23 protein-coding genes are annotated in these 26,675 nt (G+C 73.4%); 4 read left to right on the top strand and 19 right to left on the bottom strand.

What is annotated here, in order from left to right; all coding sequences use genetic code 11:
* The first annotated feature begins 54 nt into the window (after positions 1–54).
* Positions 55–2,175: a S9 family peptidase gene (locus tag IF02_RS0107075; RefSeq protein WP_030154493.1), complete on the top strand. Its 2,121-nt coding sequence runs from the start codon at positions 55–57 to the stop codon at positions 2,173–2,175.
* A gap of 47 nt (positions 2,176–2,222) precedes the next feature.
* On the opposite strand, the gene IF02_RS0107070 is transcribed toward IF02_RS0107075, so the two are convergent.
* The 7 genes from IF02_RS0107070 to IF02_RS0107040 all read right to left on the bottom strand — a co-directional run bounded on the left by IF02_RS0107070 (position 2,223) and on the right by IF02_RS0107040 (position 9,618).
* A complete protein-coding gene (locus IF02_RS0107070) occupies positions 2,223–2,882 on the bottom strand; it encodes an HAD family hydrolase (RefSeq protein ID WP_030154491.1) in 660 nt (219 codons plus the stop codon).
* Between the two features lie 130 nt (positions 2,883–3,012).
* Complete coding sequence (locus tag IF02_RS0107065) at positions 3,013–4,035, bottom strand: oligopeptide/dipeptide ABC transporter ATP-binding protein (RefSeq protein ID WP_030154488.1); 1,023 nt, start codon at positions 4,033–4,035, stop codon at positions 3,013–3,015.
* A complete protein-coding gene (locus IF02_RS0107060; RefSeq protein WP_051695913.1) occupies positions 4,032–5,105 on the bottom strand; it encodes an ABC transporter ATP-binding protein in 1,074 nt (357 codons plus the stop codon). The genes IF02_RS0107065 and IF02_RS0107060 overlap by 4 nt, the downstream gene beginning before the upstream one ends.
* Entirely contained in the window at positions 5,105–6,091 is a 987-nt protein-coding gene (locus IF02_RS0107055; RefSeq protein ID WP_030154483.1) for an ABC transporter permease, read from the bottom strand. The genes IF02_RS0107060 and IF02_RS0107055 overlap by 1 nt, the downstream gene beginning before the upstream one ends.
* Complete coding sequence (locus IF02_RS0107050; protein ID WP_030154481.1) at positions 6,088–7,056, bottom strand: ABC transporter permease; 969 nt, start codon at positions 7,054–7,056, stop codon at positions 6,088–6,090. The genes IF02_RS0107055 and IF02_RS0107050 overlap by 4 nt, the downstream gene beginning before the upstream one ends.
* Before the next feature lie 22 nt (positions 7,057–7,078).
* Positions 7,079–8,821: an ABC transporter substrate-binding protein gene (locus IF02_RS0107045; RefSeq protein ID WP_030154479.1), complete on the bottom strand. Its 1,743-nt coding sequence runs from the start codon at positions 8,819–8,821 to the stop codon at positions 7,079–7,081.
* A gap of 137 nt (positions 8,822–8,958) precedes the next feature.
* Positions 8,959–9,618, bottom strand: a complete 660-nt coding sequence (locus tag IF02_RS0107040) for an HAD family hydrolase (protein WP_030154477.1) — start codon at positions 9,616–9,618, stop codon at positions 8,959–8,961.
* 158 nt (positions 9,619–9,776) lie between these two features.
* Here IF02_RS0107040 and IF02_RS0107035 point away from each other — a divergent pair, with 158 nt between their 5' ends.
* Complete coding sequence (locus tag IF02_RS0107035) at positions 9,777–10,724, top strand: SMP-30/gluconolactonase/LRE family protein (protein WP_030154475.1); 948 nt, start codon at positions 9,777–9,779, stop codon at positions 10,722–10,724.
* Positions 10,725–10,803: 79 nt separating this feature from the next.
* Here IF02_RS0107035 and IF02_RS0107030 read toward each other — a convergent pair whose 3' ends face one another.
* From IF02_RS0107030 to IF02_RS0106990, 9 genes are all read right to left on the bottom strand, one after another.
* Entirely contained in the window at positions 10,804–11,514 is a 711-nt protein-coding gene (locus IF02_RS0107030) for a GntR family transcriptional regulator (RefSeq protein WP_030154473.1), read from the bottom strand.
* Positions 11,515–11,569: 55 nt separating this feature from the next.
* Positions 11,570–12,532, bottom strand: a complete 963-nt coding sequence (locus tag IF02_RS0107025; RefSeq protein WP_234318115.1) for an ornithine cyclodeaminase family protein — start codon at positions 12,530–12,532, stop codon at positions 11,570–11,572.
* A complete protein-coding gene (locus IF02_RS0107020) occupies positions 12,529–13,563 on the bottom strand; it encodes a proline racemase family protein (protein WP_030154468.1) in 1,035 nt (344 codons plus the stop codon). Before IF02_RS0107020 ends, IF02_RS0107025 begins: the two co-directional genes overlap by 4 nt.
* On the bottom strand, positions 13,560–14,564 hold the full coding sequence (locus IF02_RS0107015) for a proline racemase family protein (RefSeq protein ID WP_030154466.1): 1,005 nt from the start codon (positions 14,562–14,564) through the stop codon (positions 13,560–13,562). Before IF02_RS0107015 ends, IF02_RS0107020 begins: the two co-directional genes overlap by 4 nt.
* 29 nt (positions 14,565–14,593) lie before the next feature.
* The gene (locus tag IF02_RS0107010; RefSeq protein WP_030154463.1) at positions 14,594–15,526 is read right to left on the bottom strand and encodes a dihydrodipicolinate synthase family protein; all 933 of its coding nucleotides are present in this window, start codon (positions 15,524–15,526) and stop codon (positions 14,594–14,596) included.
* A 75-nt stretch (positions 15,527–15,601) separates the two neighbouring features.
* Positions 15,602–17,020, bottom strand: coding sequence for an FAD-dependent oxidoreductase (locus IF02_RS0107005; protein WP_030154461.1), 1,419 nt, complete (start codon positions 17,018–17,020; stop codon positions 15,602–15,604).
* The gene (locus tag IF02_RS0107000; RefSeq protein ID WP_030154459.1) at positions 17,001–17,315 is read right to left on the bottom strand and encodes a (2Fe-2S)-binding protein; all 315 of its coding nucleotides are present in this window, start codon (positions 17,313–17,315) and stop codon (positions 17,001–17,003) included. The genes IF02_RS0107005 and IF02_RS0107000 overlap by 20 nt, the downstream gene beginning before the upstream one ends.
* A 19-nt stretch (positions 17,316–17,334) precedes the next feature.
* Positions 17,335–18,486, bottom strand: a complete 1,152-nt coding sequence (locus tag IF02_RS0106995; RefSeq protein WP_030154457.1) for an NAD(P)/FAD-dependent oxidoreductase — start codon at positions 18,484–18,486, stop codon at positions 17,335–17,337.
* Positions 18,487–18,588: 102 nt separating this feature from the next.
* Positions 18,589–20,988, bottom strand: coding sequence for a collagenase (locus IF02_RS0106990; RefSeq protein ID WP_030154455.1), 2,400 nt, complete (start codon positions 20,986–20,988; stop codon positions 18,589–18,591).
* A gap of 201 nt (positions 20,989–21,189) precedes the next feature.
* Here IF02_RS0106990 and IF02_RS0106985 point away from each other — a divergent pair, with 201 nt between their 5' ends.
* Complete coding sequence (locus tag IF02_RS0106985) at positions 21,190–22,560, top strand: aminopeptidase P family protein (RefSeq protein ID WP_030154453.1); 1,371 nt, start codon at positions 21,190–21,192, stop codon at positions 22,558–22,560.
* Positions 22,561–22,654: 94 nt separating this feature from the next.
* Here the strand turns inward: IF02_RS0106985 and IF02_RS35095 are convergent, their stop codons facing one another.
* The 3 genes from IF02_RS35095 to IF02_RS0106970 form a co-directional block, all read right to left on the bottom strand.
* Positions 22,655–23,242: a hypothetical protein gene (locus IF02_RS35095; protein ID WP_199809187.1), complete on the bottom strand. Its 588-nt coding sequence runs from the start codon at positions 23,240–23,242 to the stop codon at positions 22,655–22,657.
* A 112-nt stretch (positions 23,243–23,354) separates the two neighbouring features.
* The gene (locus tag IF02_RS0106975; RefSeq protein WP_030154449.1) at positions 23,355–23,759 is read right to left on the bottom strand and encodes a RidA family protein; all 405 of its coding nucleotides are present in this window, start codon (positions 23,757–23,759) and stop codon (positions 23,355–23,357) included.
* A complete protein-coding gene (locus tag IF02_RS0106970; protein WP_030154447.1) occupies positions 23,756–24,913 on the bottom strand; it encodes an acyl-CoA dehydrogenase family protein in 1,158 nt (385 codons plus the stop codon). Before IF02_RS0106970 ends, IF02_RS0106975 begins: the two co-directional genes overlap by 4 nt.
* Positions 24,914–25,052: 139 nt before the next feature.
* Between IF02_RS0106970 and IF02_RS0106965 the strand changes: the two genes are divergently transcribed.
* Entirely contained in the window at positions 25,053–26,672 is a 1,620-nt protein-coding gene (locus IF02_RS0106965) for an AMP-binding protein (RefSeq protein WP_030154445.1), read from the top strand.
* The last annotated feature ends 3 nt before the right edge of the window (positions 26,673–26,675 follow it).

Below are 26,675 nucleotides of genomic sequence, written 5' to 3'. Positions count from 1 at the left end.
GGCCTAGGCTGCATGACATGTACAGTGTGCCATTTCACATGACACACTACGATCATGGATGACTTCCTCAGGCTCTCCGCGAGCACCGGCCGCTTCACGTACGGCGCCCCGCGCGCGTTCTCCTTCGGGGACGACGGCCGGCTGCTCTGGTTCCTCCGCTCCACCGGCCCCACCGACGCCTTCGACAGCCTCTGGGTCCTGGACACCGCCACCGGCGCCGAAACCCGGCTCGCCGACCCGCGCGAGCTGTCCCCCGAGCCGGGCACCCTGCCGGCCGCCGAGCGCCGGCTGCGGGAGCGCACCCGGCTCGTGGCCGCCGGGATCGGCTCGTACGCGCTCTCCGGCGACGGCCGCAGCGCGGTGTTCCCGCTGTACGGGCGGCTGTACCGGGTGGGTTACGAGGGACCCGGCGAGGGCCCCGGCGACCGGTCCGGCCAGGGCCCCTGCGAGCGGTCCGGCCAGGGGGCCGGGCAGCCGGCCGAGGAGGTCCCGGCCGCCGGGCCCGCCCTCGATCCCCGCCTCAACGCCGACGGCTCCCGCACCGCGTACGTCACCGGCGACGCCCTGCACACCTCCCCCGGCGGCCGGATCAGCCCCGCCGACGGAGCCCGCTGGGGCCTCGCGGAGTTCGCCGCCGCCGAGGAGCTGGGCCGGGACCGGGGCCACTGGTGGTCCCCCGACGGCCGGACCCTGCTGGCCGCCCGCGTGGACGAAACCGCCCTCCAGCGGCGCCACTTCGCCGACCCCGCGCACCCCGAGCTGCCGGCCGAGGACTTCGCGTACCCCGAGGCGGGCGGGCCCAACGCCGAGGTCCAGCTGTGGGTGCTCCGCCCGGACGGCGCCCGGGTACGGCTCGACTGGGACGCGGCGGCGTACCCTTACGTCTCCGACGCCGACTGGGAGTCGCAGACGGAGATCCTGCTGACCGTCCAGGACCGGCTCCAGCAGAACGTGCTGCTGCTCACCGCCGACCCGGCCACCGGCCGTACCCGGGAGCTGTCACGTACCGTGCACCCCCACTGGGTCGACCCGCTGCTGCCCGGCACCCCGGCCCGGCTCGCCGACGGGCGGATGCTCACCGCCGCCGACACTCCGGGCGGCGCCGCCCGCGCCCTCGCCCTCGACGGGGAACTGCTGACCGGGAGCGGGATCCAGGTCCGCCGGGTGGCCGGGGTCCACCAGGGCCGGCTGCTGATCGAGGCCGGGCAACGCGACCCCGCCGAACAGCAGGTGCTGCTCCTCGACCCCGCCACGGGGGAGCTGACCCCGCTCGCCGACGGACCCGGCGTGCACGGCGTCCTCGCCTCGGCCGGAGCGCTGCTCCTGACCAGCGCCGACGCCGACGGGATCCGGCGCAGCGTACGCACCGCCGACGGGCGGGAGTTCGTACCGGCCGACCTGTCCGCGCCGCTGCCCTACCGGGTGGTCCCGGTCCTGGAGCGGGTCACCGAACACGGCATCCCCACCGCGCTCGTACTCCCCCGCGGCCATGTCCCCGGCCGGCGGCTGCCCGTGCTGATGGACAGCTACGGCGGCCCCGGCTACCAGGACGTCTCCGCCGAGCCGCGCCGCTGGCAGCAGCGCCAGTGGTGGGCCGACCGGGGCTTCGCGGTGGTGACCGTCGACAACCGCGGGACCCCGTACGTCTCGCCCGCCTTCACCCACGCCATGTACCGCGGGTTCTCCGAAGTCACCCTGGACGACCAGGTCGCGGCCCTGCACGCGCTCGCCGCCCGCCACGGCGACCTGGACCTCGGCCGGGTCGGGGTGCGCGGCTGGTCGTACGGCGGCTACCTCTCCGCGATGGCCGTGCTGCGCCGCCCGGACGTGTTCCACGCCGCGGCCGCCGGGGCCGCGCCGACCGACTTCCGCCAGTACGACACGGCCTACACCGAGCGGTACCTGGGCCTCCCCCAGGAGCACGCGGACGTCTACGAGCGGGACTCCCTGATCCCCGACGCCCCGCACCTGGCCCGGCCGCTGATGCTGATCACGGGCCTGGCCGACGACAACGTCCACCCCTCGCACACCCTGCGGCTCTCGCAGGCGCTGACCGACGCGGGCCGCCCCCACCAGCTCCTGGCCCTCCCCGGGGTCACGCACATGACCCCGAACGGGGCCCGGGAGAAGATCACGGCGCTGGAGCTGGAGTTCTTCCGCCGCGAACTGGCGTGAGGAACACCGCTAAGCGGCGAGGGGACGCCTAAGCGGTGAGGGAACGCCTAAGCGGCGAGTGACCCCGTCGCGAAGGCGAGGATCGCGGGCGCCGCCTCGTGCAGGCTCGCGAAGTGGCGGTGCACCCCGTCCACCGGGGCCGGTGTGTTGACCCCCCACACCGTCATGCCGGCCCGCAGTCCGGACTCGACGCCGGACGGCGCGTCCTCGATGACCAGGCAGTCCTGCGGCCGGGCACCGAGGCGCTCCGCGGCCAGCAGGTAGGGGACCGGGGACGGCTTGCCCTCGGCGACGGCGGAGGCGTCCACGAGTACGCCCGGAACCGGCAGTCCGGTCCGGGCGAACCGCCCGCGCACCCGGTGCTCGTAGTTCGAGGTCACCAGGGCCCAGCCGCCCGAGGGCAGGCCGGAGAGCAGCTCCGGCGCACCGGGGAAGGCGGCATAGGCACCGGTGCGGACGTCTTCGTCCTCCAGTTCGTGCAGCGCGGCCAGGCAGGCCTGCGGGTCCTGCCCGGGCGCCACCTCGGCGAAGGTCTCCATGGGGCGGGTCCGGAGCGCCACGCGGTGGACCGCGTCGGGGTCGAGTCCGTACCGCGCCGCCCATGTCGCCCAGACCCGGCGCTGGTTCGCCACCGCGTCGATCAACGTGCCGTCGACGTCGAAGAGGACGAATTTCGCGGGGCCCGGCCGGGTGATTTCGCTGGTCACGCCGTGATCATGCCATCAGCCCGGCGGGCGGTCCGCCGCGGGGCACCCCTCGGGCGCCTCCGACGGCGGAGGGCCCCGGAGCCGATCGTGTCGGCGCCGGGGCCCTCCTCCTTCTTCCCCTGGATCCCCGTCAGTCACCGGGGAAGTGGCAGGCCACCTCGCGGGAGGCGGCGATCCGCAGCACCGGGCGGTCCGTGCGGCAGACGTCCTGCGCCTTCGGGCAGCGCGGGTGGAACGTGCAGCCCGGGGGCGGGGCGGCCGGGCTCGGCGGGTCGCCGAGCAGCACGATCCGCTCGCGCCGCCGCTCGGCCGCCGGGTCGGGCAGCGGTACGGCGGAGAGCAGCGCCCGGGTGTACGGGTGCTGGGGGTTCTCGTACAGGGCGCGCTTCCCGCCGATCTCGACGATCCGGCCGAGGTACATGACGGCGACCCGGTCGCTGACCCGTTTCACCACGGACAGGTCGTGCGCGATGAACACGTACGCCAGCCCCAGTTCGCGGCGCAGCCGTTCCATCAGGTTGACGATCTGCGCCTGGACGGAGACGTCGAGGGCGGAGACCGGCTCGTCGGCGACGATCAGGCGGGGGCTGGTGGCCAGCGAGCGGGCGATGCCGATGCGCTGGGCCTGGCCGCCGGAGAACTCGTGCGGGTAGCGGTCGATGTGCTCCGGGATCAGCCCGACCAGGTCCATCAGCTCGGCCGCCCGGCGGCGCGCGTCGGAGGCCGACCACCCCTGCACGAGCAGCGGGTCGGAGATGATCCGGGCCACCGTCTGGCGGGGGTTGAGGGAGGAGTGCGGATCCTGGAAGACCATCTGGAGGTGGCGCCGGTGCGGGCGGAGCGCGCGCTGCGAGAGCCTCGTGATGTCCCGTCCGTCGAACGTGATGCTGCCCGACGTGGGTTCCAGCAGCCGGACCAGCATCCGGCCGGTGGTGGACTTCCCGCAGCCCGACTCCCCGACCAGGCCGAGGGTTTCGCCCGCCGCGAGGTCGAAGGAGACCCCGTCGACGGCGCGCACGGGCGCCCCCCGGCGCCCGGACGCGGCGCGTCTGCCGGGGAAGGCCATGGTCAGGTCGCGTACGGAGAGCAGCGCCGGCGGGGTCCGGTCCGGGGCGGCCGGCCCGGGCGCCGGGGCGGGTACGAGCGTACTCATCGGGACACCTCCGATTCGGTCGCGGCGGCAGCGGCAGCGGCAGCGGCCGCACCGCCGGCAGCCGGTGCCGTACGCCCCGCGACATGGCAGGCGGCCAGCCGGCCGGGGCCGGCGTACGGCAGGAGCTCGGGCCGTTCGCCCGTGCAGCGCTCCCGTTCCGCCGCGGTGCCGGCGGCCGCGACCGCGCAGCGCGGGGCAAACGCGCACCCCGGGGCGGGCGTGAGCAGGGAGGGCGGGGAGCCGGGGATCGCCCGCAGTGGATCGTCGTCGGCGTCGTCCAGCCGGGGCAGCGAGTCGAGCAGGCCCCGGGTGTAGGGGTGCGCCGGGTCGGCGAACAGCTCGTCGACCCCGGCCTGTTCCGCGGCCCGGCCGCCGTACATGACCAGTACCTCGTGGGCGACGCGGGCGACGACCCCCAGGTCGTGGGTGATCATCACGACGCCGAGGCCGCGCTCCTGCTGGAGCCGTGCGATGAGTTCCAGGATCTGCGCCTGCACGGTCACGTCGAGGGCCGTGGTGGGCTCGTCGGCGATCAGCAGATCGGGTTCGCATGCCAGGGCCATGGCGATCATCGCGCGCTGGCGCATGCCGCCGGAGAACTGGTGCGGGTACTCCCCGGCCCGGCGGGCCGGTTCCGGGATGCCGACCTCGCCGAGCATGTCGACGGCCCGTTTGCGCGCGGCGGCCCGGCCGGCCTTGAAGTGCACGCGGAAGTGCTCGGCGATCTGCTCGCCGACCGTGTAGTAGGGGTGCAGGCTGGACAGCGGATCCTGGAAGATCATGGCCATCTTCCGCCCGCGCAGCCGGGACAGCTCCTTCTCGGACATCCCGGTGAGCTCCTGCCCGGCGAGCGCGATGGATCCGCCGACCTCGGCGCCCCGGTGCAGGCCCATGACGGCGAGCGAGGTGACGGACTTGCCGGATCCGGATTCTCCGACGATGCCGAGGGTGCGCCCGGTCTCGACGGTGAAGCCCAGCGAGTCGACGGCCCGTACGGGGCCGCGCGGGGTGGCGAAGGTGACGCGCAGGTCGCGCACCTCCAGCAGGGGGGCGGCGGCTGGTGCGGCCATCAGTACCTCACCCTCGGGTCGATGACGGCGTACAGGAGGTCGACGACGAGGTTGGCGACGACGATGAAGAAGGCGGCGAGCAGGGTGACCCCGAGGACCACCGGCTGGTCCGAGCTGACCAGGGCCCCGTAGAACAGCCGCCCGATGCCCGGGAGTCCGAAGATGGACTCGGTGATGACGGCGCCGGCGAGCAGCCCGCCGAGGTCCATGCCGAAGATGGTGAGGATCGGGGTCATCCCGGAGCGCAGGCCGTGCTTGACGACGACCGTGCGCTCGGGCATGCCCTTGGCCCGGGCGGTACGGATGTACGGCTCGGCCATCGCCTCGATCATCGAGCCGCGGCTCTGGCGGGCGTACATGGCCGCGTACAGCAGGGCGAGCGCGGTCCACGGCAGCAGCAGGTTGGCCGCCCAGCCGAGCGGGTTGTCGGTGAAGGCCTGGTAGGTGGGGTAGGGCAGGAGTCCGGCGACCCGGATGACCCCGTAGATGAGCATCACCGAGGTGAAGTAGACGGGCAGCGAGGCGGCGGCGACGGCGCCGACCATCAGGGCCTTGTCGGTGACGGTGTCCTTGCGCAGGGCGGCGGTGACCCCGGCGCCGAGGCCGAGCAGCAGCCACAGCGCGGCGGCGCCGACGGCGAGGGAGGCGGAGACCGGGAGGCGGTCCATCAGCAGGTCCCACACGGGCAGGGAGTTCTCGTACGAGTAGCCCAGGCACGGGAAGTCGCACTGGACGGCGTACTGGCCGGTGCCGAGGGTGCGGCCGGTGAAGATGCCGGTGAGGAAGTCCGCGAACTGCCGCCACACCGGCTGGTCCAGGCCGAGGTACTCCCGTACGTCGGCCAGCCGTTCGGCGCTGCAGGTCTTGCCGCAGGCGGCCGCGGCCGGGTCGGTGGGCAGGACGTAGAAGATGAGGAAGGTGACGGCGGCAATGGCGAGCAGGACGCCCGCGAGGGCGAGCAGCCGGCGCGCGAGGTAGAGGATCAACTGCGGCCGCCCCTCGGGTCGAGGATGTCGCGCAGGGCGTCGCCGAGCAGGGTGAAGGCGAGTACCGCGAGGAAGAGGAAGGTGCTCGGGATGACGAAGTACATGGGGTCGGTCTCGTAGAAGGCGACGGACTCGGCGATCATCTGGCCCCAGGACGGGGTCGGCGGGCGGACGCCCACGCCGAGGTAGCTGAGCGCCGCCTCGGTGCTGATCATGCCGGGGATGAGCAGGGTGGTGTAGGCGATGACCGGGCCGGAGACTCCCGGGAGGATGTCGCGGGTCAGGATCCGCCAGGAGCCCGCCCCGCCGACGCGGGCGGCGTCCACGTACTCGCGGTGCTTGAGGGAGAGGGTCTGGCCGCGGACGACGCGGGCCACGCCGGGCCAGCCGAAGACGCCGATGACGGCGGTCATGAGCACGATGCGGTTGACGTCCTTGGCCACCGACAGCATCGCGATCATGAAGATGAGGGAGGGGAAGGACATGGTCAGGTCCATCAGGCGGGACAGGACCGTGTCGGTGCGGCCGCCGAAGTAGCCGGCGGCGATCCCGGCGGCGGTGCCCGCGACGACGACGATGGCGGTGGCGGCGAAGGCGATGAGGAGGGAGACCTGGGCGCCGTGGACGACGCGGGCGAACAGGTCGCGGCCGGTGACGGGTTCGACGCCGAGCCAGTGCTCGGGGCTGATCCCGCCGAGGGAGCCGAGGGGCTGGCCGCCGAGGTAGGGGTCGATGGCGGACTTGTCGAACTCCTCGGGGGACCAGCCGCCGAGCGCGCCCAGCCAGGGCGCGGTGGCGGCCATCAGCACGAAGAGGAGGACGACGCAGAGACTGACGCGGACGGCGGGGCGGCGGCGCAGCTCCCGCCGGGCGAGCTGCCAGGGGCTGCTGCCGGTGGCCGCTGCCGCCGCGGGCCCGGCCTCGGCGGCGCCGGCGGCGCCGGGGGCGGGGGCGGTGGTGGTCATGGTGTCGGGGGCTCCGTATCCCTCAGCCCTGGCTCTTCGAGGGGTCCTTGAGGCCGACGGTCCCGTAGTCGACGGTGCCGGTCCACACGGGGTGGCCGTAGGCGCCGGCGATGTTGGGGCCGACGAGCAGCGGCTTGCGCTCCAGGAGGACCGGGACGGCCGGGGACTTCTTCATGATCTCGGCGTCGAGGTCGATCCAGGCCTGGTTGGCCTGCTTGGCGTCGGCCATGGCATTGATCTCGTCGATCCGCTTCATGGTGGCCTCGTCGCGGAACTGGCTGTTGTTGCCCTGGTTGCCCTTCTCCTTGATGGTGCGTCCGTCGAAGACGAAGGGGATCCAGGTGGAGCCGGAGGGGTAGTCGGGACACCAGCCGGTGAGCGTCATGTCGGGGGTGGTGGAGAGGTCTCCGATGACGTCGTAGTACGCGCCCGGGTCGATGGTGTCGACGACGACCTCGATGCCGACGCGGGACAGGCCCTGCTGGATGGCCTCGGCCTTGCCCTTGTCGCCGGTGGAGACCGCGAGGGAGACCTTCAGGGACTCCTTGCCCGCGGCCTTGAGGAGTTCCTTGGCCTTGGCCGGGTCTCCGGCCGGGGCGATCTTGAGGGTGTCGGCCTGCTTGCCGCCGGAGAGCGCCGGGGGCAGGTAGGCGGTGGCGACCTCGTTGAGGGCCGGGCCGCCGCCCGCGGTGATCACCGCCTCCTTGTCCACGGCGTACTGCATGGCCTCGCGGACCTTGGGATCGTTGAAGGGCGCCCGGGAGTTGTTCAGGTAGAGCATCTCGGTGCAGCCCTGGGATTCTGCGAGCAGGCGCGCCTTGACCTCGGGCTTCGGCAGCACCTTGGGGGCGCTCTCGGGGCGCATGTCCATGTACTGGACGGCGGAGGCGTCGGCGCCCTCACCGGCGATGATCCGGTCGTCGATCTGGCCGCCCTTGAGGCCCATGACCACGACGAACTTGTCGGGGTAGGCCTTTCTGACGGTGTCGGTCTTCGGGTCCCAGTGCTCGTTGCGGACGAGGACGAGCTTCTTGTCGCGGTCGTACGACTCGATCTTGTACGGGCCGGAGGAGAACGGGCGGGCGTCGTACTGGGTGCCCTTCTCCTGGGACTGGGGGACCGGGGCGAAGGTGGGGAGGGTGGCGGTGGCGGAGAACTCGGCGACCGGGCGCTTGAGTTCGAAGACGATGGTGCGGTCGTCGGGGGTCTTGACGGAGTCGAGGTGCTGCCCCTGGAGCGGTCCCTTGTAGCCCTCGCCGCCGGCCAGGTACTGGGCGGCGTAGTCGGGGCCGCCGGTGAGGTCGGGGGCGAAGGAGCGCTCGACGTTGTACTTGATGTCCTGCGCCTTGACGGGTGAGCCGTCCTCGTACTTCACGCCCTCCTTGAGGGTGAAGGTCCAGGTCTTGCCGCCGTTGGAGGGGGTGCCGAGGTCGGTGGCGAGGTCGGGGACGAGCTCGCTGCCGGCCTTGCCGGGCTCGGCCTTGAAGGTGACGAGCGTGCGGTAGAGGAGGCGGGTGCCGAAGTCCATGGCCGGCATGACCCAGTTGCGGGCGGGGTCGAGGTGGGCGAAGTCCTGGTTGGACAGGACGGTCAGGGTCCCGCCCTTGACCGGCGTCCCGCCGAGGGTCTTGCCGTCGTTGGCGGCGGCGGGGTTGCCCGCGCCGGCGCCGGTGGAGCCCTTCTTGGGGTCGGAGCAGCCCGAGGCGCCGAGTGCGAGTGCCGCCACGAGGGCGGTGGCGAGGGCGAGTTGGGTGCGCTTGGTCATGGGTCACTCCAGTGAAGGGCCGCGCTCTATGATGTGACCGGTAACATAGTAATGTGAAATTGCACTGACAAGGGGTTGGCGCCGCCGTTATCCAGCCGTGCCCAAATCCCGCCCCCTGGGGCGGTGTTGCGGGAAGGTCAGTGCGCCGCGAGCAGCTCCGGCAGCCTGCGCATGTCGTCGAAGACGATCGTGCCGGGGCCTTCGAGCCACTCGGCGGGCGTCGGGCCGCCGGAGTAGCCGAAGGCGCGCATCCCCGCCGCCCTGGCCGCCCGGACGCCGGGCGCGCTGTCCTCGACCACCGCGCACACCGCCGGGTCGACGCCCATCCGCCGGGCGGCGTGGAGGAAGAGGTCCGGGGCGGGCTTGCCCCGGGAGACCTCGCTCGCGCTGTGGATGCGGCCTTCGAACCGGCCGTACAGCCCGGTGCGTCCGAGCGTGTGCCGCATCTTCTCGTGCGAGCCGCTGGAGGCGACGCAGGTCCGCAGGCCGAGGGCGGTGAGCCCGTCGAGCGCCTCGGGCAGCCCGTCCACCGGATCCAGGGCGAGGTCCACCGCATCGCGGTGCCGCCGGATGAGCAGCTCCCACCAGAGGCCGGCGGCCTGCGCGCCGAGACGCTCCGCGATCTGCCCGACGATCGACTCCTTGGAACGCCCGACGAAGCGCTCGACCACCTCGTCCGCGGTGAGCGGCCAGCCCAACTCCGCCCCGAGCGCGACCTGGAGGCGGACGGCGAGGCGCTCACTGTCGACCAGGACGCCGTCGCAGTCGAATATCACGAGCTCTATCGGCTTGATCACTCCCACAGGGTAGGCGGCCGTCGGCCGGTGCGGCCCGTCGATGTGATCCACAACTCTCCATTCGGAGGATCCTTGCGACAGCCATACCTCATCCTGCAATCTTCGAGATGAGCCGGATTTCATTCGGCGAATGGACGTCTGCGAGGAAGGGAAGTCCCATGACCAGCGAGCGCCCCAGGCTGTACGAGATGCTCGACGACCGGTTCCGGACCGGCCGGTGCATGAACGGTGACGACGCGCTGGAGGTCCTGTACACCGGCTGCCGCTGGGCCGAGGGGCCGGTCTACCTGCCCGCCTGGCGGCAGGTGATCTGGAGCGACATCCCCAACGACCGGATGCTGCGCTGGGACGAGGAGACGGGAGCCGTGGGCGTCTTCCGCCGCTCCGCCGGGCACACCAACGGCAACACCCTCGACCGTCAGGGCCGGCTGGTCACCTGCGAGCAGGGCAACCGGCGCGTGACGCGCACCGAACACGACGGCACCGTCACCGTGCTGGCGGACCGGTGGCAGGGCAAGCGCCTGAACAGCCCGAACGACGCGGCGGTGAAATCCGACGGTTCGATCTGGTTCTCCGACCCGGACTTCGGCATCACCAGCGACTACGAGGGCCACCGCGCGCAGAGCGAGATCGGCTCCAACAACGTCTACCGCATCGATCCGGCCACGGGCGAAGTACGGCTGGTCGCCGACGGCTTCGGCGCGCCGAACGGGCTGGTCTTCTCCGAGGACGAGCGGCAGCTGTTCGTCTCCGACACCCGGGCGGGCTTCATCCGCGTCTTCGACGTGCGCGAGGACGGCACGCTGTCCGAGGGGAAGGTCTTCGCCGAAGCGGCCCCCGGGAAGGCCCGCTTCGACAACCTCCGCTTCGACGACGGCGGCCGGCTCTGGGCCGCCGCGATGGACGACGGGGTGCACTGCTACGACCCCGACGGCACCTTGATCGGGCGGCTCAACGTCCCCGAGACGGTCGCCAACATCTCCTTCGGCGGCGCCAAGCGCAACCGGCTCTTCATCACCGCCGAGACCAGCCTCTACTCGGTGGTCACGGGCGTGACGGGCACCCACCCGACGGGACCGGGGCGCCGGCGCTGGCTCGACGGCTGAGGGCACCCCGCCCCGTTGGGCGGACTCCCAAGGCCCGGCCGGGCCCGGCCGGGTTCAACCCGGTCCAACCTGGTCCGCCCTACAGGCCCGAGCCGAGGCCCCCCGGGATGCGTCCCACCGGTTCGTCGCGGCCCTGGGCCCACAGCGAGCGGACGTGGCCGAGGTGGCGGACCATGCAGGCCTCCGCCGCCTCCGCGTCGCCGGCGATCATCAGGTCCAGCAGCTCGATGTGCTCCTCGGCGGAGGAGACCAGCTTTCCGGCCTCGTCCAGGCCCGTCAGCCCGTACAGCCGCGAGCGCTTGCGCAGGTCGCCCACCGTCTCGACCAGCCGGTCGTTGCCGGCCAGGGCCAGCAGGGAGAGGTGGAAGCGGCGGTCCGCCTCCAGGTAGCCGATGAGGTTGTGCTCACGGGCGCTGGTGACGATCTCCTCGGCGATGGGCCGCAGCGCCTCCAGCTGCTCCGCCGTGGCGATCTTCGTGATCCGGCCGATGGTCGGCACCTCGATCATCGTGCGCAGCTCGGTGTACTGGTCCAGGTCGCGCTCGCTGACCTCGGTGATCCGGAAGCCCTTGTTGCGGACGGGTTCCACCAGGCCCTCGCGGGCCAGGTCGAGCATCGCCTCGCGGACCGGCGTGGCGGAGACCCCGAGCTCGGCGGCCAGGCCGGGCGCCGAGTAGACGCTGCCGGGGCGCAGTTCACCCGCTATCAGGGCTGCTCGGAGGGCGTGGCCGACCTGGTCGCGGAGCCGTTCCTGGGCCTTGATGAGGCTGTGCTGCTTCAGGTCACCCATTGCCATTCCTCCGAAACCCTTCGCACCACCGAGTGCAGAGGAACAGCGTACAATGTCACGTTGCGCTTACTGCCCCAGCGGTGGTGCATCCCGCGGCGCGATACATCGCCACCGCCACAGCGAGATCCTCCCAGGCCATGCCCACGCTCTTGAAGAGCTGTGGACAACCCGGCGCTCCGGCCGCCGGTATCCGACCCCCCACCAGGTCGGCCAAGGTGCCGTTGATATGACCGGGTCCGATCGCCCCCTCCGCCTCCGGCACCAGCAGGTCCCCCGCCTCCCGCAGGGCCGCCGCCCGCGACTCCACGTACACCGCGGCCCGCCGCACCAGCGCGGTGTCGGTCTCCCGGGCGTCCGGCTCGTGCGAGCCGACCGCCACGACCGTCGCTCCCGGGGCCACCAGCCGCCCGTCGAAGAGGGGTTCACGGGCCGTGGTGCAGCAGAGCACCAGGTCCGCGTCCGCCACGTCCGCCGCGGTGCCCGTACGGGCCGCCACCCTCAGGGCGCGGGCGTGCGCCGCCAGCCGCTCCGCGGCCCCGGGGTCGCGCCCCACGACCACCACCCCGGCCAACTCCCTTACCCCGCGCACCGCTTCGAGATGACCGTACGCCTGCGGGCCGGCGCCGAAGAGCACCAGCCGCAGGGCCCGCCCGGCCGGCGCCAGGTACCGCAGGGCGAGCGCCGAGACCGCCGGGGTGCGCAGGGCGGTCAGCGCCGCGCCGTCGAACAGGGCCAGCGGGCGCAGCGTCGGGCCGTCCAGCAGCAGGTACGAGCCGGTGATACGAGGGAGCCCGAGGGCCGGATTGCCGGGCGCCACACCGGCGATCTTCACCCCGGCGTACGCCCCGGCCGCGGCCGGCATCAGCAGCAGCTCGCCGCCGCCCGGCACGGGCAGCGCCGAGCGCTGCGGGCAGGCCTCCGGGTCCAGCCCGGCCCGCAGTACGCCGGCCAGCGCGTCGGCGGCCGCGGCCGGGGTGAGCAGCGCGGCCGTCTGCGCGGCCCCGAACTGCGGGATCACAGCAGGAATCCCGCGCCGAGGGCGTCCTGCGGATCGCGGACGAAGGCGTGCTCGCCGGTGCGGTACGCCGTCCCGGTGACCTCCGTGACCAGGCCGTCGCGGGATCCCACCGGCACCACCCGGCCCGTGAACACCGTGCCCGTCACCGACTCGTGGAGCAGGTCCTCGCCGGCCCCGATCCGGCCGTCCTCCGCCAGCAGCGCGAGGCGCGCCGAGGTGCCCGATCCGCAGGGCGAGCGGTCGATCTGCCCGTCGGCGAACACGGTGACATTGCGCTGGTGCGGCCCGAAGGGGGTGCCGGGCAGCTCCTCGTACAGGATCACCCCGTAGACCCCGGAGAGCAGCGGACCGTCGGGGTGCCAGGTCCCGGGGTGGGAGGACAGCGCGGCCCTGATCTCCTGCCCGGCGCGGACGAGTTCGGGCAGTGCGGCCCGGGTGACCTCCAGACCGAGGTCCCGGGCGGCGACGGACGCGTAGCAGGCTCCGGCGTGCGCGATGTCCACCTCCGCCAGGCCCAGCGTGGTCGCCACCGGCACCTTGCGGGCGCCGACCCGGGCCGGGACGTTGCGGAAGGTGACCCCGGTGGTCCGGCCGCCGGCGCGGTGCACGGTCGCGGCGACCCGCCCCGACGGCACGTCGATCCGTACCTGCGCGTCCCCGTCGTCCGGCGCGGGGACCCGGCCGGTGTCCACGGCCCAGACGCCGAGGGCCATCGTGCCGTGGCCGCAGGCGGTGGAGTAGCCGTCCTTGTGCCAGAACAGCACGCCGAGGTGGGCCCCGTCGTCGTCCGGGGGCACGACGAACCCGCCGTACATCCCGGCGTGCCCGCGCGGCTCCTGCACGAGGAGCCGCCGTACGTCGTCCAGCGGGCTCCGGCGCGGAGCCGTCCCGGAGCCCCCGGGGCCGATGGCGGTGGCGCAGCGCTCGGCGACGGTGTCCCCGGGTACGGGCGGCAGGCCGGCCGCGGCGGTGTCGACGATCCGGAACGGCTCCCCGGCGGTGTGGTAGTCCACGGTGCGTACGGTGGTCACAGCAGGAACCCCGCGGGGAAGGGGTCGGACGGGTCGAGGAAGTACTGGGCGGTGCCGGTGATCCACGCCCGCCCGGTGACGGTGGGGACGACGGCCGGGAACCCGCCGACCGTGGTCTCCCCGACCAGCCGGCCGGTGAACTCCGTCCCGATGAAGGACTCGTTGACGAAGTCCGCGCCGATCCCGAGGAGGCTCCTGGCGTGCAGCTGGGCCATGCGCGCGCTGGTCCCCGTACCGCAGGGCGAGCGGTCGAACCAGCCCGGGTGGATGGCCATGGCGTGCCGGGAGCGGCGGGCGTCGGAGCCGGGGGCGGCGAGGTAGACGTGTTTGACCCCGGAGATGGTGGGGTTCTCGGGGTGGACGGGCCGGTCGCCGGAGGCGTTGATCGCGTCCATGACGGCGAGTCCGGCGGCGAGCAGGTCGCCTTTGCGCTCCCGGTCGAAGGGGAGGCCGAGGGCGTCGAGTTCGACGAACGCGTAGAAGTTCCCGCCGTAGGCGAGGTCGTAGGTGACCGTGCCGAAGCCGGGGACATCGGCCTTGAGGTCGAGTCCGGCGCAGAAGGAGGGGACGTTGGTGAGGGTGACGGCGGTGGCCGCCCCGTCCTCGACCCGGACGTCCACGCTCACCAGCCCGGCCGGGGTGTCGAGCCGCACGGTGGTGACCGGCTCGACGACCTCCACCATGCCCGTCTCGACCAGGACGGTCGCGACCCCGATGGTCCCGTGCCCGCACATGGGGAGCAGACCCGACACCTCGATGTACAGCACGCCGAAGTCGGCGTCGGGGCGGGTGGGGGGCTGCAGGATGGCGCCGCTCATCGCGGAGTGCCCGCGCGGCTCGTACATGAGCAGGGTCCGGACGTGGTCCAGGTGCTCGATGAAGTGGAGCCGTTTCTCGGCCATGGTGGCGCCGGGGATCACCCCGACGCCCCCGGTGATCACCCGGGTCGGCATGCCCTCGGTGTGCGAGTCCACCGCGTGGTAGATGTGGCGCGTACGCATTCCAGTCCCCTTCCGGTCCCCGCGGGGGACTAGTTGTGGCCCTCGGCGAGGGCCTTCTCGGTGGCGGCGCGGACGGCCGCCTCGATCTCCCCGGTGAGCGGGAAGCGGGGCGGGCGGGTGGCGCCGCCGGGGCGTCCGGCGAGGTCCATGGAGAGCTTGATGGCCTGGACGAACTCGGTCTTGGAGTCCCAGCGCAGCAGCGAGTGCAGGGACTTGTAGAGCGGCAGCGCGGTGGCGAGGTCCCCGGCGACGGCGGCCCGGTAGAGCTCGGCGCAGGAGCGCGGCAGGGCGTTGGGGTAGCCGGCGATCCAGCCGACCGCGCCGGCGAGGGCGAGTTCGAGGAGGACGTCGTCGGCGCCGATGAGCAGGTCGAGGCCCGGGGCGAGTTCGGCGATCTCGTACGCCCGGCGGACGTCCCCGCTGAACTCCTTGACGGCGACGATGCTGCCGTCGCCGTGCAGGCGGGCGAGGAGGGCGGGGGTCAGGTCCACCTTGGTGTCGATGGGGTTGTTGTACGCGACGACGGGCAGCCCGGCGCGGGCGACGTCGGCGTAGTGGGCGCGCACGGTCGCCTCGTCGGCCCGGAAGGCGTTGGGGGGCAGCAGGAGTACGGAGCCGGCCCCGGCCTCGGCGGCCTGGTCGGCCCAGCGGCGGGCCTCGGCGCTGCCGTAGGCGGCGACGCCGGGCATGACGCGGGCGCCGTCGCCGGCCGCCTCGACGGCGGTGCGGACCACGCGGGCCCGCTCCTCGTCGGTGAGGGTCTGGTACTCCCCGAGGGAGCCGTTGGGGACCACGCCGTCGCAGCCGTTGGCGATGAGCCAGGCCACGTGCTCGGCGTAGGCGTCGTGGTCGACGGTGAGGTCCTCGCGCAGCGGCAGCGCGGTGGCGACCATGATGCCGTGCCAGGGGCGGGTGCGGGTGTCCGTACCGGTGGTGGGCGCGGGGGTGTGCGCGTCGGTCATGAGAGAGCTCCCTAGAGTGATGTGTGACATTTTACTAGTGGGTGTGAGGCGGCCACAAGGGTCCGGACCGCCCGATCAGCCGTCCGCCGGGGGCAGTTCCGCGAGGTGGCGCAGCGGGACCGGGCAGGACAGGGGCCGCCGGTCGGGCGCGGGCCCGCCGCCGGCGAGGGCGGCGACGGCCGGTCCGCACATGCGGCCCTGGCACCAGCCCATTCCGGAGCGGGTGAGGAGTTTGACCGTACGGGCGTCCCGCGCGCCGAGGTCGGCGACGGCCTCGCGGATCCGGCCGGCCGGAACCTCCTCGCAGCGGCACACGTCGGTGTCGTCGCGGAGCCAGCCGGTCCAGCCGTCGCCGGGGCGGTGGGCGGCGCCCATCGCCTCGGCGAAGACGCGCAGGCGGGCGCGGCGGCGGGCGAGGGCGGCTGGCGCGGGCCGGCCGGCGATCGCGTGTACGGCGATCGAGTGTGCGGCGATCTCCCCTTCGAGCAGGGCCAGTTGGGCGCCGCCGATACCGCCGGTCTCGCCCGCGGACCAGATCCCGGGGACCGAGGTCCGCTGTTCGGCGTCCAGCTCCAGGGCGACGGTGCCGTCGGGAGTGACGCGGGTGGCGCAGCCGAGGCCGGTCGCCAGCTCCAGCTGGGGCACGAGCCCGTGGCCGACGGCGAGAGCGTCGCAGGGGATCCGGCGGGCGGTGCCGGGCACGGGCCGCCAGTCCCGGTCCAGGCGGGCCACGGTGACGGCCTCGACCCGGTCGGTGCCGTGGGCCTCGGTCACGGCGTGCCGGGTGAGGAGGCGGATGTGCCGGTGCAGGAGGGCGCTGCCGTACGTGGCGGCCTCGGCGAGCTTGCCGGGGTTGCGCAGCAGGGCGGGGAGGTGGCCGGCGTACGCGGTGTACGCGGCGGCCTCGACCACGGCCGGCACCCGGGCCCCGGCGGCCGCCAGGGACCCGGCGACGGCGAGCAGCAGCGGGCCGCTCCCGGCGACGACGACGCGCTTGCCCGGCAGTACGAGCCCGCTCTTGAGCATGGCCTGGGCCCCGCCGGCCCCGACCACCCCGGGCAGGGTCCAGCCGGGGAAGGGCAGTTGCCGCTCGTACGACCCGGTGGCGAGGAGCACGGCCCGGGCGTGCACGCTGGCGGCCGCCTCCTCGGGACCGGCGACGGCGTGCAGCGTCCACCCGGGGCCGCCGCCCGGGACCACGGCCCAGACGTGGTGGGCCGGGAGGTACGTGATCCGGCCGGCCGACGCGTGAGCGCGCAGGGCGGCTTCGCGCGGGGCGAAGGCGGCCCACCCGTGGTGCAGGGCTTCGGGACGGTCCGCCCCGAGTCCGGGCGCGGGGTGGCGGTAGTACTGGCCGCCGGGGCGTTCCCCCGCGTCGAGGAGGACGACCCGGAGCCCGAGTCCGGCGGCCGTGACGGCGGCGGCCAGCCCGGCGGGGCCCGCGCCGACGATCGCGAGGTCGGGCGGGGCGGTGTCAGACGCCGAGCTCGGCATGGCCGGTTCCCTCCTGGGTGGTGACGGTGTCCCCGGGGCGGGCGGGGACGAGGCAGGCGCGTTGGTTGGGGCGGCCGTTGACGGTGACGAGGCAGTCGTAGCAGCTGCCGATCCCGCAGAACGCCCCGCGCGGGGCGCCGCCTTGGCGGGTGGTCCGCCAGGCGAGGATCCCGGCGCCCCAGAGCACGGCGGCGATGCTCTGGCCCGCCTGGGCCGTGAGCTCGCGGCCGTCGAAGCGCAGGACGTAGGTGGCCGAGGGGGCTCCGCCGACGAGGGTGCGGGGGGTTCGGCTCATCGGGGGTTCTCCTGGACGGTCATCGGGCCGGATCCTGGTCGAAGCGGGCCGGGTGGAACGGGGCCGGGGGGAGCGGGGGCTCAGACCCCGTCAGGGCGGCGGTGATCAGGACGCCCGTGGCCGGGGCGAGGCCGATGCCGGCTCCCTCGTGGCCGCAGGCGTGCAGGAGGCCCGGGAGCTGGGGGTCCGGGCCGATCGCCGGGAGGTGGTCCGGGAGGTACGGGCGGAAGCCGTGGTAGGTGCGCAGCACCCGGGCGTCGGCCAGGACGGGGAAGAGCGCCGCCGCCTGCGCGGCGAGGCGCCGCAGGGCCTCCACCGACAGGCTGCGGTCGAAGCCGACCCGCTCCCGGGTCGCCCCGATGAGCACCGGCCCCGCCGGCGTCCCCTCCACCACCGCCGAGGACTGGAGCGCCGCCGAGCCGCTCGCCACGTCGGCGATGTAGTCCGCGGCGTAGACCTTGTGCCGGACCACCCTCGGCAGCGGCTCCGTCACCAGGACGAACCCGCGGCGCGGAAGCACCGGGAGGGACACCCCGGCCAGTTCCGCGATGCGCCCGCCCCAGGTCCCGGCCGCGTTCACCACCGCCGGGGCGAGGAGTTCACCGCCTCGGGTGCGGACCCCGCGGACGCCCCCGGGTCCCGCGAGGATGCCCGTCACCTCCTCGCCGAGGTGCACCGAGGCCCCCGATGCGGCCAGCAGCCTCGCCGCCGCCTGGGCCGGCTGGACCTGGGCGTCCTGCGGGTACAGGAAGCCGCCGACCTGACCCGGGGCCAGATGGGGCTCCAGCTCGCGGAGGTCGCGGGGGCCCGCCTCGACGGCTTCGACCCCGGCGGCGCGCTGGCCTTCGGCGAAGTCCCGCAGCGCCCCCAGCGAAGCCTCGTCCGGGGCGACGACGAGCCCGCCCTTGGCCTCGTACTCGATCTCCTGCGGGAGGACGGCGGCGAGTTCGCGCCACAGGCCGGCCGACAGCAGGGCCAGGTCGAGCTCCGGGCCCGCCTCCTTGTCGGAGACGAGCAGGTTTCCTTCCCCGGCTCCCGTCGTGCCGCCCGCGACGGGGCCGCGGTCGACGACGGCCACGGAGAGTCCGGCGCGGGCCGCGTAGTACGCGATCGCGGCTCCGACGACGCCGGCGCCGATGATCACGACGTCCAGGGGATGTCTCTTGGGCACGGCAGTAATATGTCACATTCTTTAGTAGGTGCCTAGGGTCGCCTACGGTCCGGCGGCCGGTCCGCCCCCCCGTTCGGAATCGGACCGGCCGCCGGCGCCGGATCAGCTGCGCAGCGGGCCCTCGCAGCTGTAGCTCGACGTCCCCGCCTTGTGGTCGGTCCAGATCTCCACGGGGCCGAAGGAGCAGTTCATGTCGGCCAGGTTGTTGGAGGCCGGAGCCGCCCGGTCGAGGATGAAGTAGTCCACCGTCTCCGACATGTCCTTGAAGTTCTGGTCGTCGCTGCGCCAGTTCTTCAGGTTCGCGCTGATCCGGCCGGTACAGGTGAACCGGCGCTTGCCCGGGTCCCCGTTCTCCACGCAGTCCGGGGTGTTGTAGGTGGCGGTCGCGAAGGCCGACTTCACGTTGGCCAGCGCCGCGTCGCGCAGTTGGCCGTTGGGCGTGAAGCTGGTGTTCGGCACGTAGAGCTGGTCGACCTTGGCGATCTGCGCGTCCAGGAAGCGGTTGTAGTCGCGCTGGAGGTAGGAGTCCGCGCCCATCCGGTGGCGCCAGGCGTCGTACCCGGCCACGTCGTTGGCCCGCAGGTGGGTGTACATCTCGCGCAGCAGCGAGGGCTTCTCGGTCCACAGGAACTCGAAGAAGGTGCCCGCATAGTTGTAGAAGCGGAAGCCGTCGCCGTCGTACGTGGCGTTGAGCAGCTGCTCGACCGTCATCCGCGGGCCGCCGCCGGCGGTGTCGTTGATGATGCCCTTGACCAGGGACTTGCGGACGGCGATGCCGTTGTCGCGGGTGGCGCCGTCGAAGAACTCGGCGGTGCCCTCGTCCATCGCGGTCGTGCGGTCGCCCTCGTACCAGGGGCCCTCGCCGAAGAACCCGGGGACGGCGAACCGGCCGTTGAGGTAGTGCGTGTACTCGTGCCGGAAGAGCTCCTCGAGGGTGAGGGAGGAGTCCTGCGGGACGCGCCGCTGGTAGGTGTAGAACGTGGCGCCGTTCTCGATGTACATGCCGCCGTTCTCGGTGCCGTAGCCGTACAGCATCGTCTGGTAGGTCACGTAGTCGGCGCGGGAGGCGTACAGCACGATGTTCAGCGTGGTGTTGGGGTCGCCGGCGAGCGGCTGGTCGGTCCCGATGACGCGGTGGAACTGCGTCTTGACCTGCTTGCTCGCGTAGTAGAGCTGGTCGACGGTGGCCCGGTCGAGGGCCGTGCGGACCTTGATGGCGCCGTTGTCGTAGGTGTACGTGTTCGGGAAGAGCATCTTCTCGATGTCCTCCTTGCACACCCCGTACTGCTTGCACGCGTTGTAGGTGTTCAGCCAGGAGACGATCTTGGCCCAGGGCTCGCTGCCGTTGCCCCACGCGGACTTGACCGGTTCCAGGAGGGCGCCGAGGTCGGTGGCGGTCTGGTCCTGGAGGCCCTCGATCTGGCCGAAGCGGCCGTACTCGCCGAGCGCGTCGCGCACCACCCACGCGTTGGTGGTGCCCTTGAGGTGGGTGTATCCGGCGAAGGCCTTGAAGGCGGCCCGGTAGGCGGGGTCGGCCTTGGCCGCGGCGTGGAAGGCGGCGTCCTGGTTGCCCGGGTAGACGCCGAGGTAGTTGACCGTGAGGGCGGCGAGGGCCGCGCCGCCCCAGTTCGCGTCGCCGCTGGTGGCGGGGTGCGAGGCGTCCAGGGTGGCCAGGACCTTCTTGATCAGTCCGAGCTGGGTCTGGCGCATGCCGGGGCCGGTGGCGTAGAGGGCCTCGCGCAGGGTCCGGGCATTGGAGGCGGTGACGTCGAAGGTGCGCGCGGCGTTGCCGAAGTCGGTGACGGCCCGGCTCATGGCGTCGGCGGTCGCCGCGTCGGTGAGGTCGATCTCCTCGCGCGAGAAGTCGTGGTAGATCGCCGCGTGCAGGTACGTGAACATCTCCTCCAGGTGCGAGGAGTTGCGGCCGTCGTGGGCGGCGGCCAGGCCGGATATCCGGCGGGAGACGGCCTGGACGTGCGCGTCGTCCATGACGGGCGCGAGGCGGGCGTCCCAGGTCCAGACCAGTCCGCGCAAACAGCCGTCGGCGGTGACGGCCGGGTCGGCCAGGAAGTCGGCGAACTGCTCGGGGCTGAGGCCCGTGATCCCGTCGAGGGTGCAGGGGACGCCGGCGGCGACGCTCCGCGCGGTGGGCGCGGCCTGGGCGGCGGCGCGCTCGCGGCTCTTCTCGCTGCGCTCGGTCAGGCGCGCGGGCCGGTCGGCGGCCGGGGCGGCTCCGGGGACGCGGCCGTCGGCGGCGATCCCGCCGGGAGCCTGGGCCGTCGCCGGGGCGGCCTCCTTGGGCGAGGCGCGGTGCTCGACCTCGTCGAACGGGTTCGCGCCGGGTGCTCCGGAGGTGAAGGTGCCGGGCACGGCGGCCGGGGCGGGGGCGGCCGCGGGGGCCCGGTCCGCGGTCTGGGACACGGCCTGGCCGGCGGAGGCGAGCAGTGTCACCGCGACCGCGGCGGAGAGGAGAGACGTACGCACAGCTCTGTGCTGAGACACCAAGGACTCCTGGTTGGGAAGGGAGGTGGGGGAAGTGGTGCGCGAGGTGGTGCGTGATACGCGAAATGCCTGAACTGCCCTGCGTCACACGGCGTTTGACGGGGATTAACGTGCCGCGGTGTGAGCTGTAACATAGTAATGTGAAATTGCACTGACAAGACCTGTGCGCCCACCAGTTCGCATCTTCTTGAGGGAGCCCCGATGGCCGACACCCCCTCCCGCCTCAACATCGGCAGCCACGACCTGCCGGTATCACCGGAGTTGTCCCGCTTCATGGCCGCCGACTGGGCGCCGTCACCCCTCCCCGACACCGCGCGGGTCCCGGCGTACGAGGTCACCCCGGTCCGGCGCGAGCGCCTCTCGGCGCGCTTCCCGGGCGAGCGGTTGATCGTCCCGGCCGGCGAGCTCAAGGTCCGCTCCAACGACTGCGACCACCGCTTCCGCCCGCACAGCGCGTACGCCTGGCTGACCGGGCTGACCGGCGAGGACCAGGTGGGCCACGTCCTGGTACTGGAGCCCTCGGGCCCGCACGGCCACGAGCCCGTGCTGTACCTGCGCCCCCGCTCCCCGCGCGCCGACGGCAACGAGGAGTTCTACCGGGACCGCCGGTACGGGGAGTTCTGGGTCGGCCGCCGCGCCGACCTGGCCGAGGCCGAGCGCCTGACCGGCCTGCGCTGCGCCCACCTGGACGACCTCGGCTCCCCGGCCGGCCGCAACGCCGCGACCGACACCGAACTGGCCGCCGCCCTCTCCGAGTTGCGGCTGGTGAAGGACGCCTGGGAGGTCGGGCAGCTCCAACTCGCCGTCGACCACACCACCGCCGGATTCGAGGACGTCGTACGGGCGCTGCCGCACGCACTGGCGCACCCGCGCGGCGAGCGGTGGATCGAGGGGGTCTTCGGCCTGCGCGCCCGGGCGGAGGGCAACGGCACCGGGTACGACACGATCGCGGCGTCGGGCGCGCACGCGTGCGTCCTGCACTGGATCCGCAACGACGGCCGGCTCGACCGCGGCGATCTGCTGCTGCTGGACGCGGGCGTGGAGACCGACAGCCTCTACACGGCGGACATCACGCGCACCCTCCCGCTCTCGGGGCGCTTCTCCCCCGTCCAGCGCCAGGTGTACGAGCTGGTGCTGGCGGCGCAGGACGCGGGCATGGCGGCGCTGCGCCCGGGCGCGAGCTTCCGGGACTTCCACCGGGCCGGGATGCGGGTGATCGCGGAGGGCCTGGCGGAGTGGGGCGTCCTGAAGGACGCGCGGGGGGACCTGCACCGGCGGTACACGCTGTGCAGCAGCGGCCACATGCTGGGACTGGACGTCCACGACTGCGCGAAGGCGCGCGCGGAGACCTACCTGGACGGGGTCCTGGAGGAGGGCCAGGTGCTGACGGTCGAGCCGGGCCTGTACCTGCAACCGGACGACGAGACCCTGCCGCCGGAGCTGCGGGGCATCGGCGTGCGCATCGAGGACGACCTGGTCATCACGGCAACGGGCGCCCGACTGATGTCGGGCGCCCTGCCCCGCACGGTGGCGGGGATCGAGGAGTGGATGGGGAACCTGCTGGCCGGCTGAGCATCCGCCCCGGGTGGCTGTGGAGGACGGGCGGGCACCGGGACTACCGGCTCATGGAAGCCCCGGGCCCGCTCACCCGGACGCTGACGGGGGGCTAGTGGCCGCCGCCGCCGCCACCCCCACCGTTGCCTCCGCCGCCGCCGTTGCCGCCGCCGCCCCCACCGTTGCCGCCGCCGCCGTCGCCGCCCCCGCCGCCACCGTTGCCGCCACCACCGCCGCCGTCGCCGCCGTAGCCGCCACCACCGTCGTGGCCGCCGCTGCCACCGCCGTCGCCGCCGTATCCGCCGCCGCCGTCGTGGCCGCGGCCGGATCCGTTGTCGCTCCAGCCGTTGTCGTGGCCGCCGTTCCAGTTGTTGTCGTTGCGGTTGTCATGGTTGGAGCGACTGTCATTCCAACGGCCGTTGTTCCAGTTGTCGTTCCAGTTGGCGTTGTTGTGACGGCCGTTGTTCCACGAGTCGTTGTCCCAGCACCAGCTGGGACGGTCGTTCCAGTTGCTCCAGCGGGAGGAGTCGCAGCAGTCGCGCCAGTTGTTGCTGTCCCGGCGCCAGTCGTCGGAGCACCATCCCGAGTTGTTCTGCTGGGTCTGGGGCAGACCCGCGGCGAACGCCCCGCCGACAGGCATCAGGCCGAGCGCGACGCCTGCGGCTCCTGCCACAACCGTCGCGGTGATGACACGGCGCATGACCATGCACCTCCGAGCATTGAGGACATTTCCTTATAAAAAGGTCATTTCCACCCTCACCCTTCTCTGGCCCGCTGTCAAAACCACCTGGTCAGCGGTTCGACAACGTACGTCAGACCTCACCGAGTACGGCGATACCGTCCAGTTCGACCAGTGCCGGCTCGTCCCAGAGCCGGACGACCCCGATGACCGCCATGGCCGGGTAGTCGCGGCCGGCCAGCCGGCGCCAGATACGGCCGAGTTCGGGCGCGTGGACGCGGTACGCCTCCACGTCGACCGTGTACACGGTCACCCGGGCCAGGTCCGCCGGAGCGCCCCCGGACGCGGCGAGGGCCGTCAGGAGGTTGCCCAGGGCGCGTTCGAACTGCTCGGGCAGGGTGTCCCCCACCACCTTTCCCTCGGCGTCGAGCGCGGTCTGGCCCGCCAGGAAGACCAGCCGGGAGCCGCTCGCCGCCACGGCGTGGGAGAAGCCCGTCGGCGGGGAGAGCTCCGCCGGATTGATCCGCTCCGCACTCACCGGTAGAGCTCCTTCGCGATGATGGTGCGCTGCACCTCGCTGGCGCCCTCGTAGATCCTCGGGGCCCGGACCTCCCGGTACAGGTGCTCCAGCAGGTGGCCCCGCTCGAGGGCGACGGCCCCGTGCAGCTGGACCGCGTGGTCCACCACGTACTGGGCCGTCTCCGTCGCGAGCAGTTTCGCCATCGCCGACCGGCGGGGCACGTCCGGCGAGCCGGCGTCGTACGCCCCCGCCGCCGCGTAGACCAGGAGCCGGGCGGCCTCGGTACGGGTGGCCATCTCGGCCACCCGGTGGCCCACCGCCTGAAGGTCGCCCAGTACGCCGCCGAACGCGCGCCGCGCCGCCGTGTACGCCAGGGTCGCGTCCAGGGCGGCCCGGGCCATGCCGACGGCGAAGGCGCCCACGCTCGGCCGGAACCGGTTCAGGGTGTCCATCGCCACCCGGAAGCCCCGGCCGGGCTCGCCGAGCAGGTCCTGCGGGCCGACCGGGACCCCGTCGAAGGACAGCCGGCCGATCGGATGCGGGGAGAGCATGTCCAGGGGCTCGCCCGAGAGCCCGGGGCGGTCGGCCGGGACCAGGAAGGCCGTGACCCCCTTGGCGGCCGGGCCCTCGCCCGTCCGGGCGAACACCGTGTAGAAGTCCGCCTCGGGGGCGTTGGAGATCCAGCACTTCTCGCCGCTGAGCCGCCAGCCGCCCCGGCCCGCGCCGCCGTGCCCGCCGCCTACGCCCTCATCCCGTACGCCCTCGTCCCGTACGGCCTCCAGCGCCAGCGCCGCCGCGTCCGACCCCGCCCCCGGCTCGCTCAGCGCGAAGGCCGCCACCGCCCGCCCGGCCCGGACCTCCGGCAGCCAGCGCGCCCGCTGCTCCGGCGTGCCCGAGCGGAGCACCGGATGCGCCCCGAGACCTTGCAGGGCCAGGGCCGTCTCCGCCTCCGTGCACCCGTACGCGAGGGATTCGCGGAGCAGGCACAGCTCCAGCGCCCCCGAGGTGAAGACCCGCTCCAGCAGGCCCAGCTCGCCCAGCGCCGCGAGCAGCGGGCGGTTGACCCGCCCCGGCTCCCCCTTGTCGGCCAGCGGCCGCAGCCGGTCCGCCGCCAGTGCGCGCAATTGCCCGCACCACTCCTCTTGTTCCGCCCCGAGCGCGAATCCGTTCATCCGAACATCCCCGGTTCTATCGCGTCCTGTTGACTGCCGTCACCATCACGATACGCTCGTAGCGCACCCGTACGGCCCGCTCCGCCACTTCGGTCCCCCACCCGGGGAGCCGCTGTCGTTGCAAGGGGGCGAACCCGCCTTGGAGCTCAAGCCTTCCGCCCACGCCGACACCTTCGCGCGCGACCATCTGCCGCCGCCGCACGCCTGGCCGCGGCTCCTCTTCGAGCTCCCCGAACTGGCCTACCCGGACCGGCTCAACTGCGGCGCCGAGCTGCTCGACGCCACCATCGAACGGTTCGGGCCCGACCGCCCCGCCTTCCGCAGCGCCGCCGGCGAGGTGTGGTCGTACGGCGGGCTGCGCCGGCGCGTGGACCGCATCGCCCACGTGCTCACGGCCGACCTCGGCGTGGTCCCGGGGAACCGGGTGCTCCTGCGCGGCCCCACCGGCCCCTGGCTCGCCGCGTGCTGGCTGGCGGTGATGAAGGCGGGCGCGGTGGCCGTGACCGTACTCGCCCAGCAGCGGGCGCAGGAGCTGGCCACGGTCTGCGCGATGGCCCGGGTGCAGCACGCGCTGTGCCACGTGGGCGTACTGGACGACCTGGCCAAGGCGGAGGTGCCCGGCCTGCGGATCACCCCGTACGGCGGCGAGGGGGAGGACGACCTGCTCCGGCTGGCCGAACGGCACCCGGCCGCGTTCCCCGCAGTCGAGACCTCCGCCGACGACGTGGCCCTGATCGCCTTCACCTCGGGAACCACCGGCCGGCCCAAGGGCTGCATGCACTTCCACCGGGATCTGCTCTCCGTCGCCGACACCTTCTCCCGCACCGTCCTGCGCCCCCGCCCCGACGACGTCTTCGCGGGCAGTCCGCCGCTCGGCTTCACCTTCGGCCTCGGCGGCCTGGTCGTCTTCCCGCTGCGGGCCGGCGCCTCCGCGCTGCTGCTCGACCAGGCGGTCCCGCGCCGGCTGCTGCCCGCCCTCGCCGAACACCGGGTCACGGTGCTGTTCACCGCGCCCACCGCGTACCGGACGATGCTGGACGAGCTGGGCCCCTACGACGTGGGCACCTACGACCTGTCCGCGCTGCGCCGCTGCGTCTCGGCGGGCGAGAACCTCCCGGCGGCCACCTGGCAGGCCTGGTACGAGCGCACCGGACTGCGGATCATCAACGGCATCGGCGCCACCGAGCTGCTGCACATCTTCATCTCGGCGGCCGACGAGGACATCCGCCCCGGAACGACCGGCCGCGTGGTGCCGGGCTGGCAGGCCCGGGTGGTGGACGCCGCAGGCCGCCCGGTCGCGGACAACGAGCCCGGGCTGCTGGCCGTACGCGGCCCGGTGGGCTGCCGGTACCTGGCGGACCCGCGGCAGGAGGAGTACGTACGGGACGGCTGGAACCTGACCGGGGACACCTACGTGCGCGATCCGGAGGGCTACTTCCGGTACGTCGCCCGGGCCGACGACATGATCGTCTCGGCGGGCTACAACATCGCGGGCCCGGAGGTGGAGGAAGCCCTGATGCGCCACCCGGACGTGGCGGAGGCCGCGGTGGTGGGCCGCCCGGACGAGCGACGCGGGCAGATCGTGGTGGCGTACGCCGTCGCACGGGCGGGCGCGGTGCTGGGCGAGGAGGACCTGCGCGCGTTCATGCGGGCCGAGCTGGCCCCGTACAAGTGCCCGCGCGCCTTCGTCTTCCTCCCGGCCCTCCCCCGGACGGCGACCGGGAAACTGCAGCGGTTCCGGCTGCGCGATCTACAGTAGGCC

It is taken from the genome of Streptomyces sp. NRRL S-244 (assembly GCF_000717915.1).
Lineage (GTDB): Bacteria > Actinomycetota > Actinomycetes > Streptomycetales > Streptomycetaceae > Streptomyces.
Note: the sequence above shows the minus strand (reverse complement) of the source record. Positions and strands in the feature narration are given on the sequence as shown.

What these genes read in the sequence shown, in the direction of transcription:
- IF02_RS0107075 (WP_030154493.1), top strand. Translation starts at nt 55, where the DNA reads ATGGATGACTTCCTCAGGCTCTCCGCGAGCACCGGCCGCTTCACGTAC.
- IF02_RS0107065 (WP_030154488.1), bottom strand. Translation starts at nt 4,035, where the DNA reads ATGAGTACGCTCGTACCCGCCCCGGCGCCCGGGCCGGCCGCCCCGGAC.
- IF02_RS0107060 (WP_051695913.1), bottom strand. Translation starts at nt 5,105, where the DNA reads ATGGCCGCACCAGCCGCCGCCCCCCTGCTGGAGGTGCGCGACCTGCGC.
- IF02_RS0107050 (WP_030154481.1), bottom strand. Translation starts at nt 7,056, where the DNA reads ATGACCACCACCGCCCCCGCCCCCGGCGCCGCCGGCGCCGCCGAGGCC.
- IF02_RS0107045 (WP_030154479.1), bottom strand. Translation starts at nt 8,821, where the DNA reads ATGACCAAGCGCACCCAACTCGCCCTCGCCACCGCCCTCGTGGCGGCA.
- IF02_RS0107035 (WP_030154475.1), top strand. Translation starts at nt 9,777, where the DNA reads ATGACCAGCGAGCGCCCCAGGCTGTACGAGATGCTCGACGACCGGTTC.
- IF02_RS0107030 (WP_030154473.1), bottom strand. Translation starts at nt 11,514, where the DNA reads ATGGGTGACCTGAAGCAGCACAGCCTCATCAAGGCCCAGGAACGGCTC.
- IF02_RS0107015 (WP_030154466.1), bottom strand. Translation starts at nt 14,564, where the DNA reads ATGCGTACGCGCCACATCTACCACGCGGTGGACTCGCACACCGAGGGC.
- IF02_RS0107010 (WP_030154463.1), bottom strand. Translation starts at nt 15,526, where the DNA reads ATGACCGACGCGCACACCCCCGCGCCCACCACCGGTACGGACACCCGC.
- IF02_RS0107005 (WP_030154461.1), bottom strand. Translation starts at nt 17,020, where the DNA reads ATGCCGAGCTCGGCGTCTGACACCGCCCCGCCCGACCTCGCGATCGTC.
- IF02_RS0107000 (WP_030154459.1), bottom strand. Translation starts at nt 17,315, where the DNA reads ATGAGCCGAACCCCCCGCACCCTCGTCGGCGGAGCCCCCTCGGCCACC.
- IF02_RS0106985 (WP_030154453.1), top strand. Translation starts at nt 21,190, where the DNA reads ATGGCCGACACCCCCTCCCGCCTCAACATCGGCAGCCACGACCTGCCG.
- IF02_RS35095 (WP_199809187.1), bottom strand. Translation starts at nt 23,242, where the DNA reads ATGCGCCGTGTCATCACCGCGACGGTTGTGGCAGGAGCCGCAGGCGTC.
- IF02_RS0106970 (WP_030154447.1), bottom strand. Translation starts at nt 24,913, where the DNA reads ATGAACGGATTCGCGCTCGGGGCGGAACAAGAGGAGTGGTGCGGGCAA.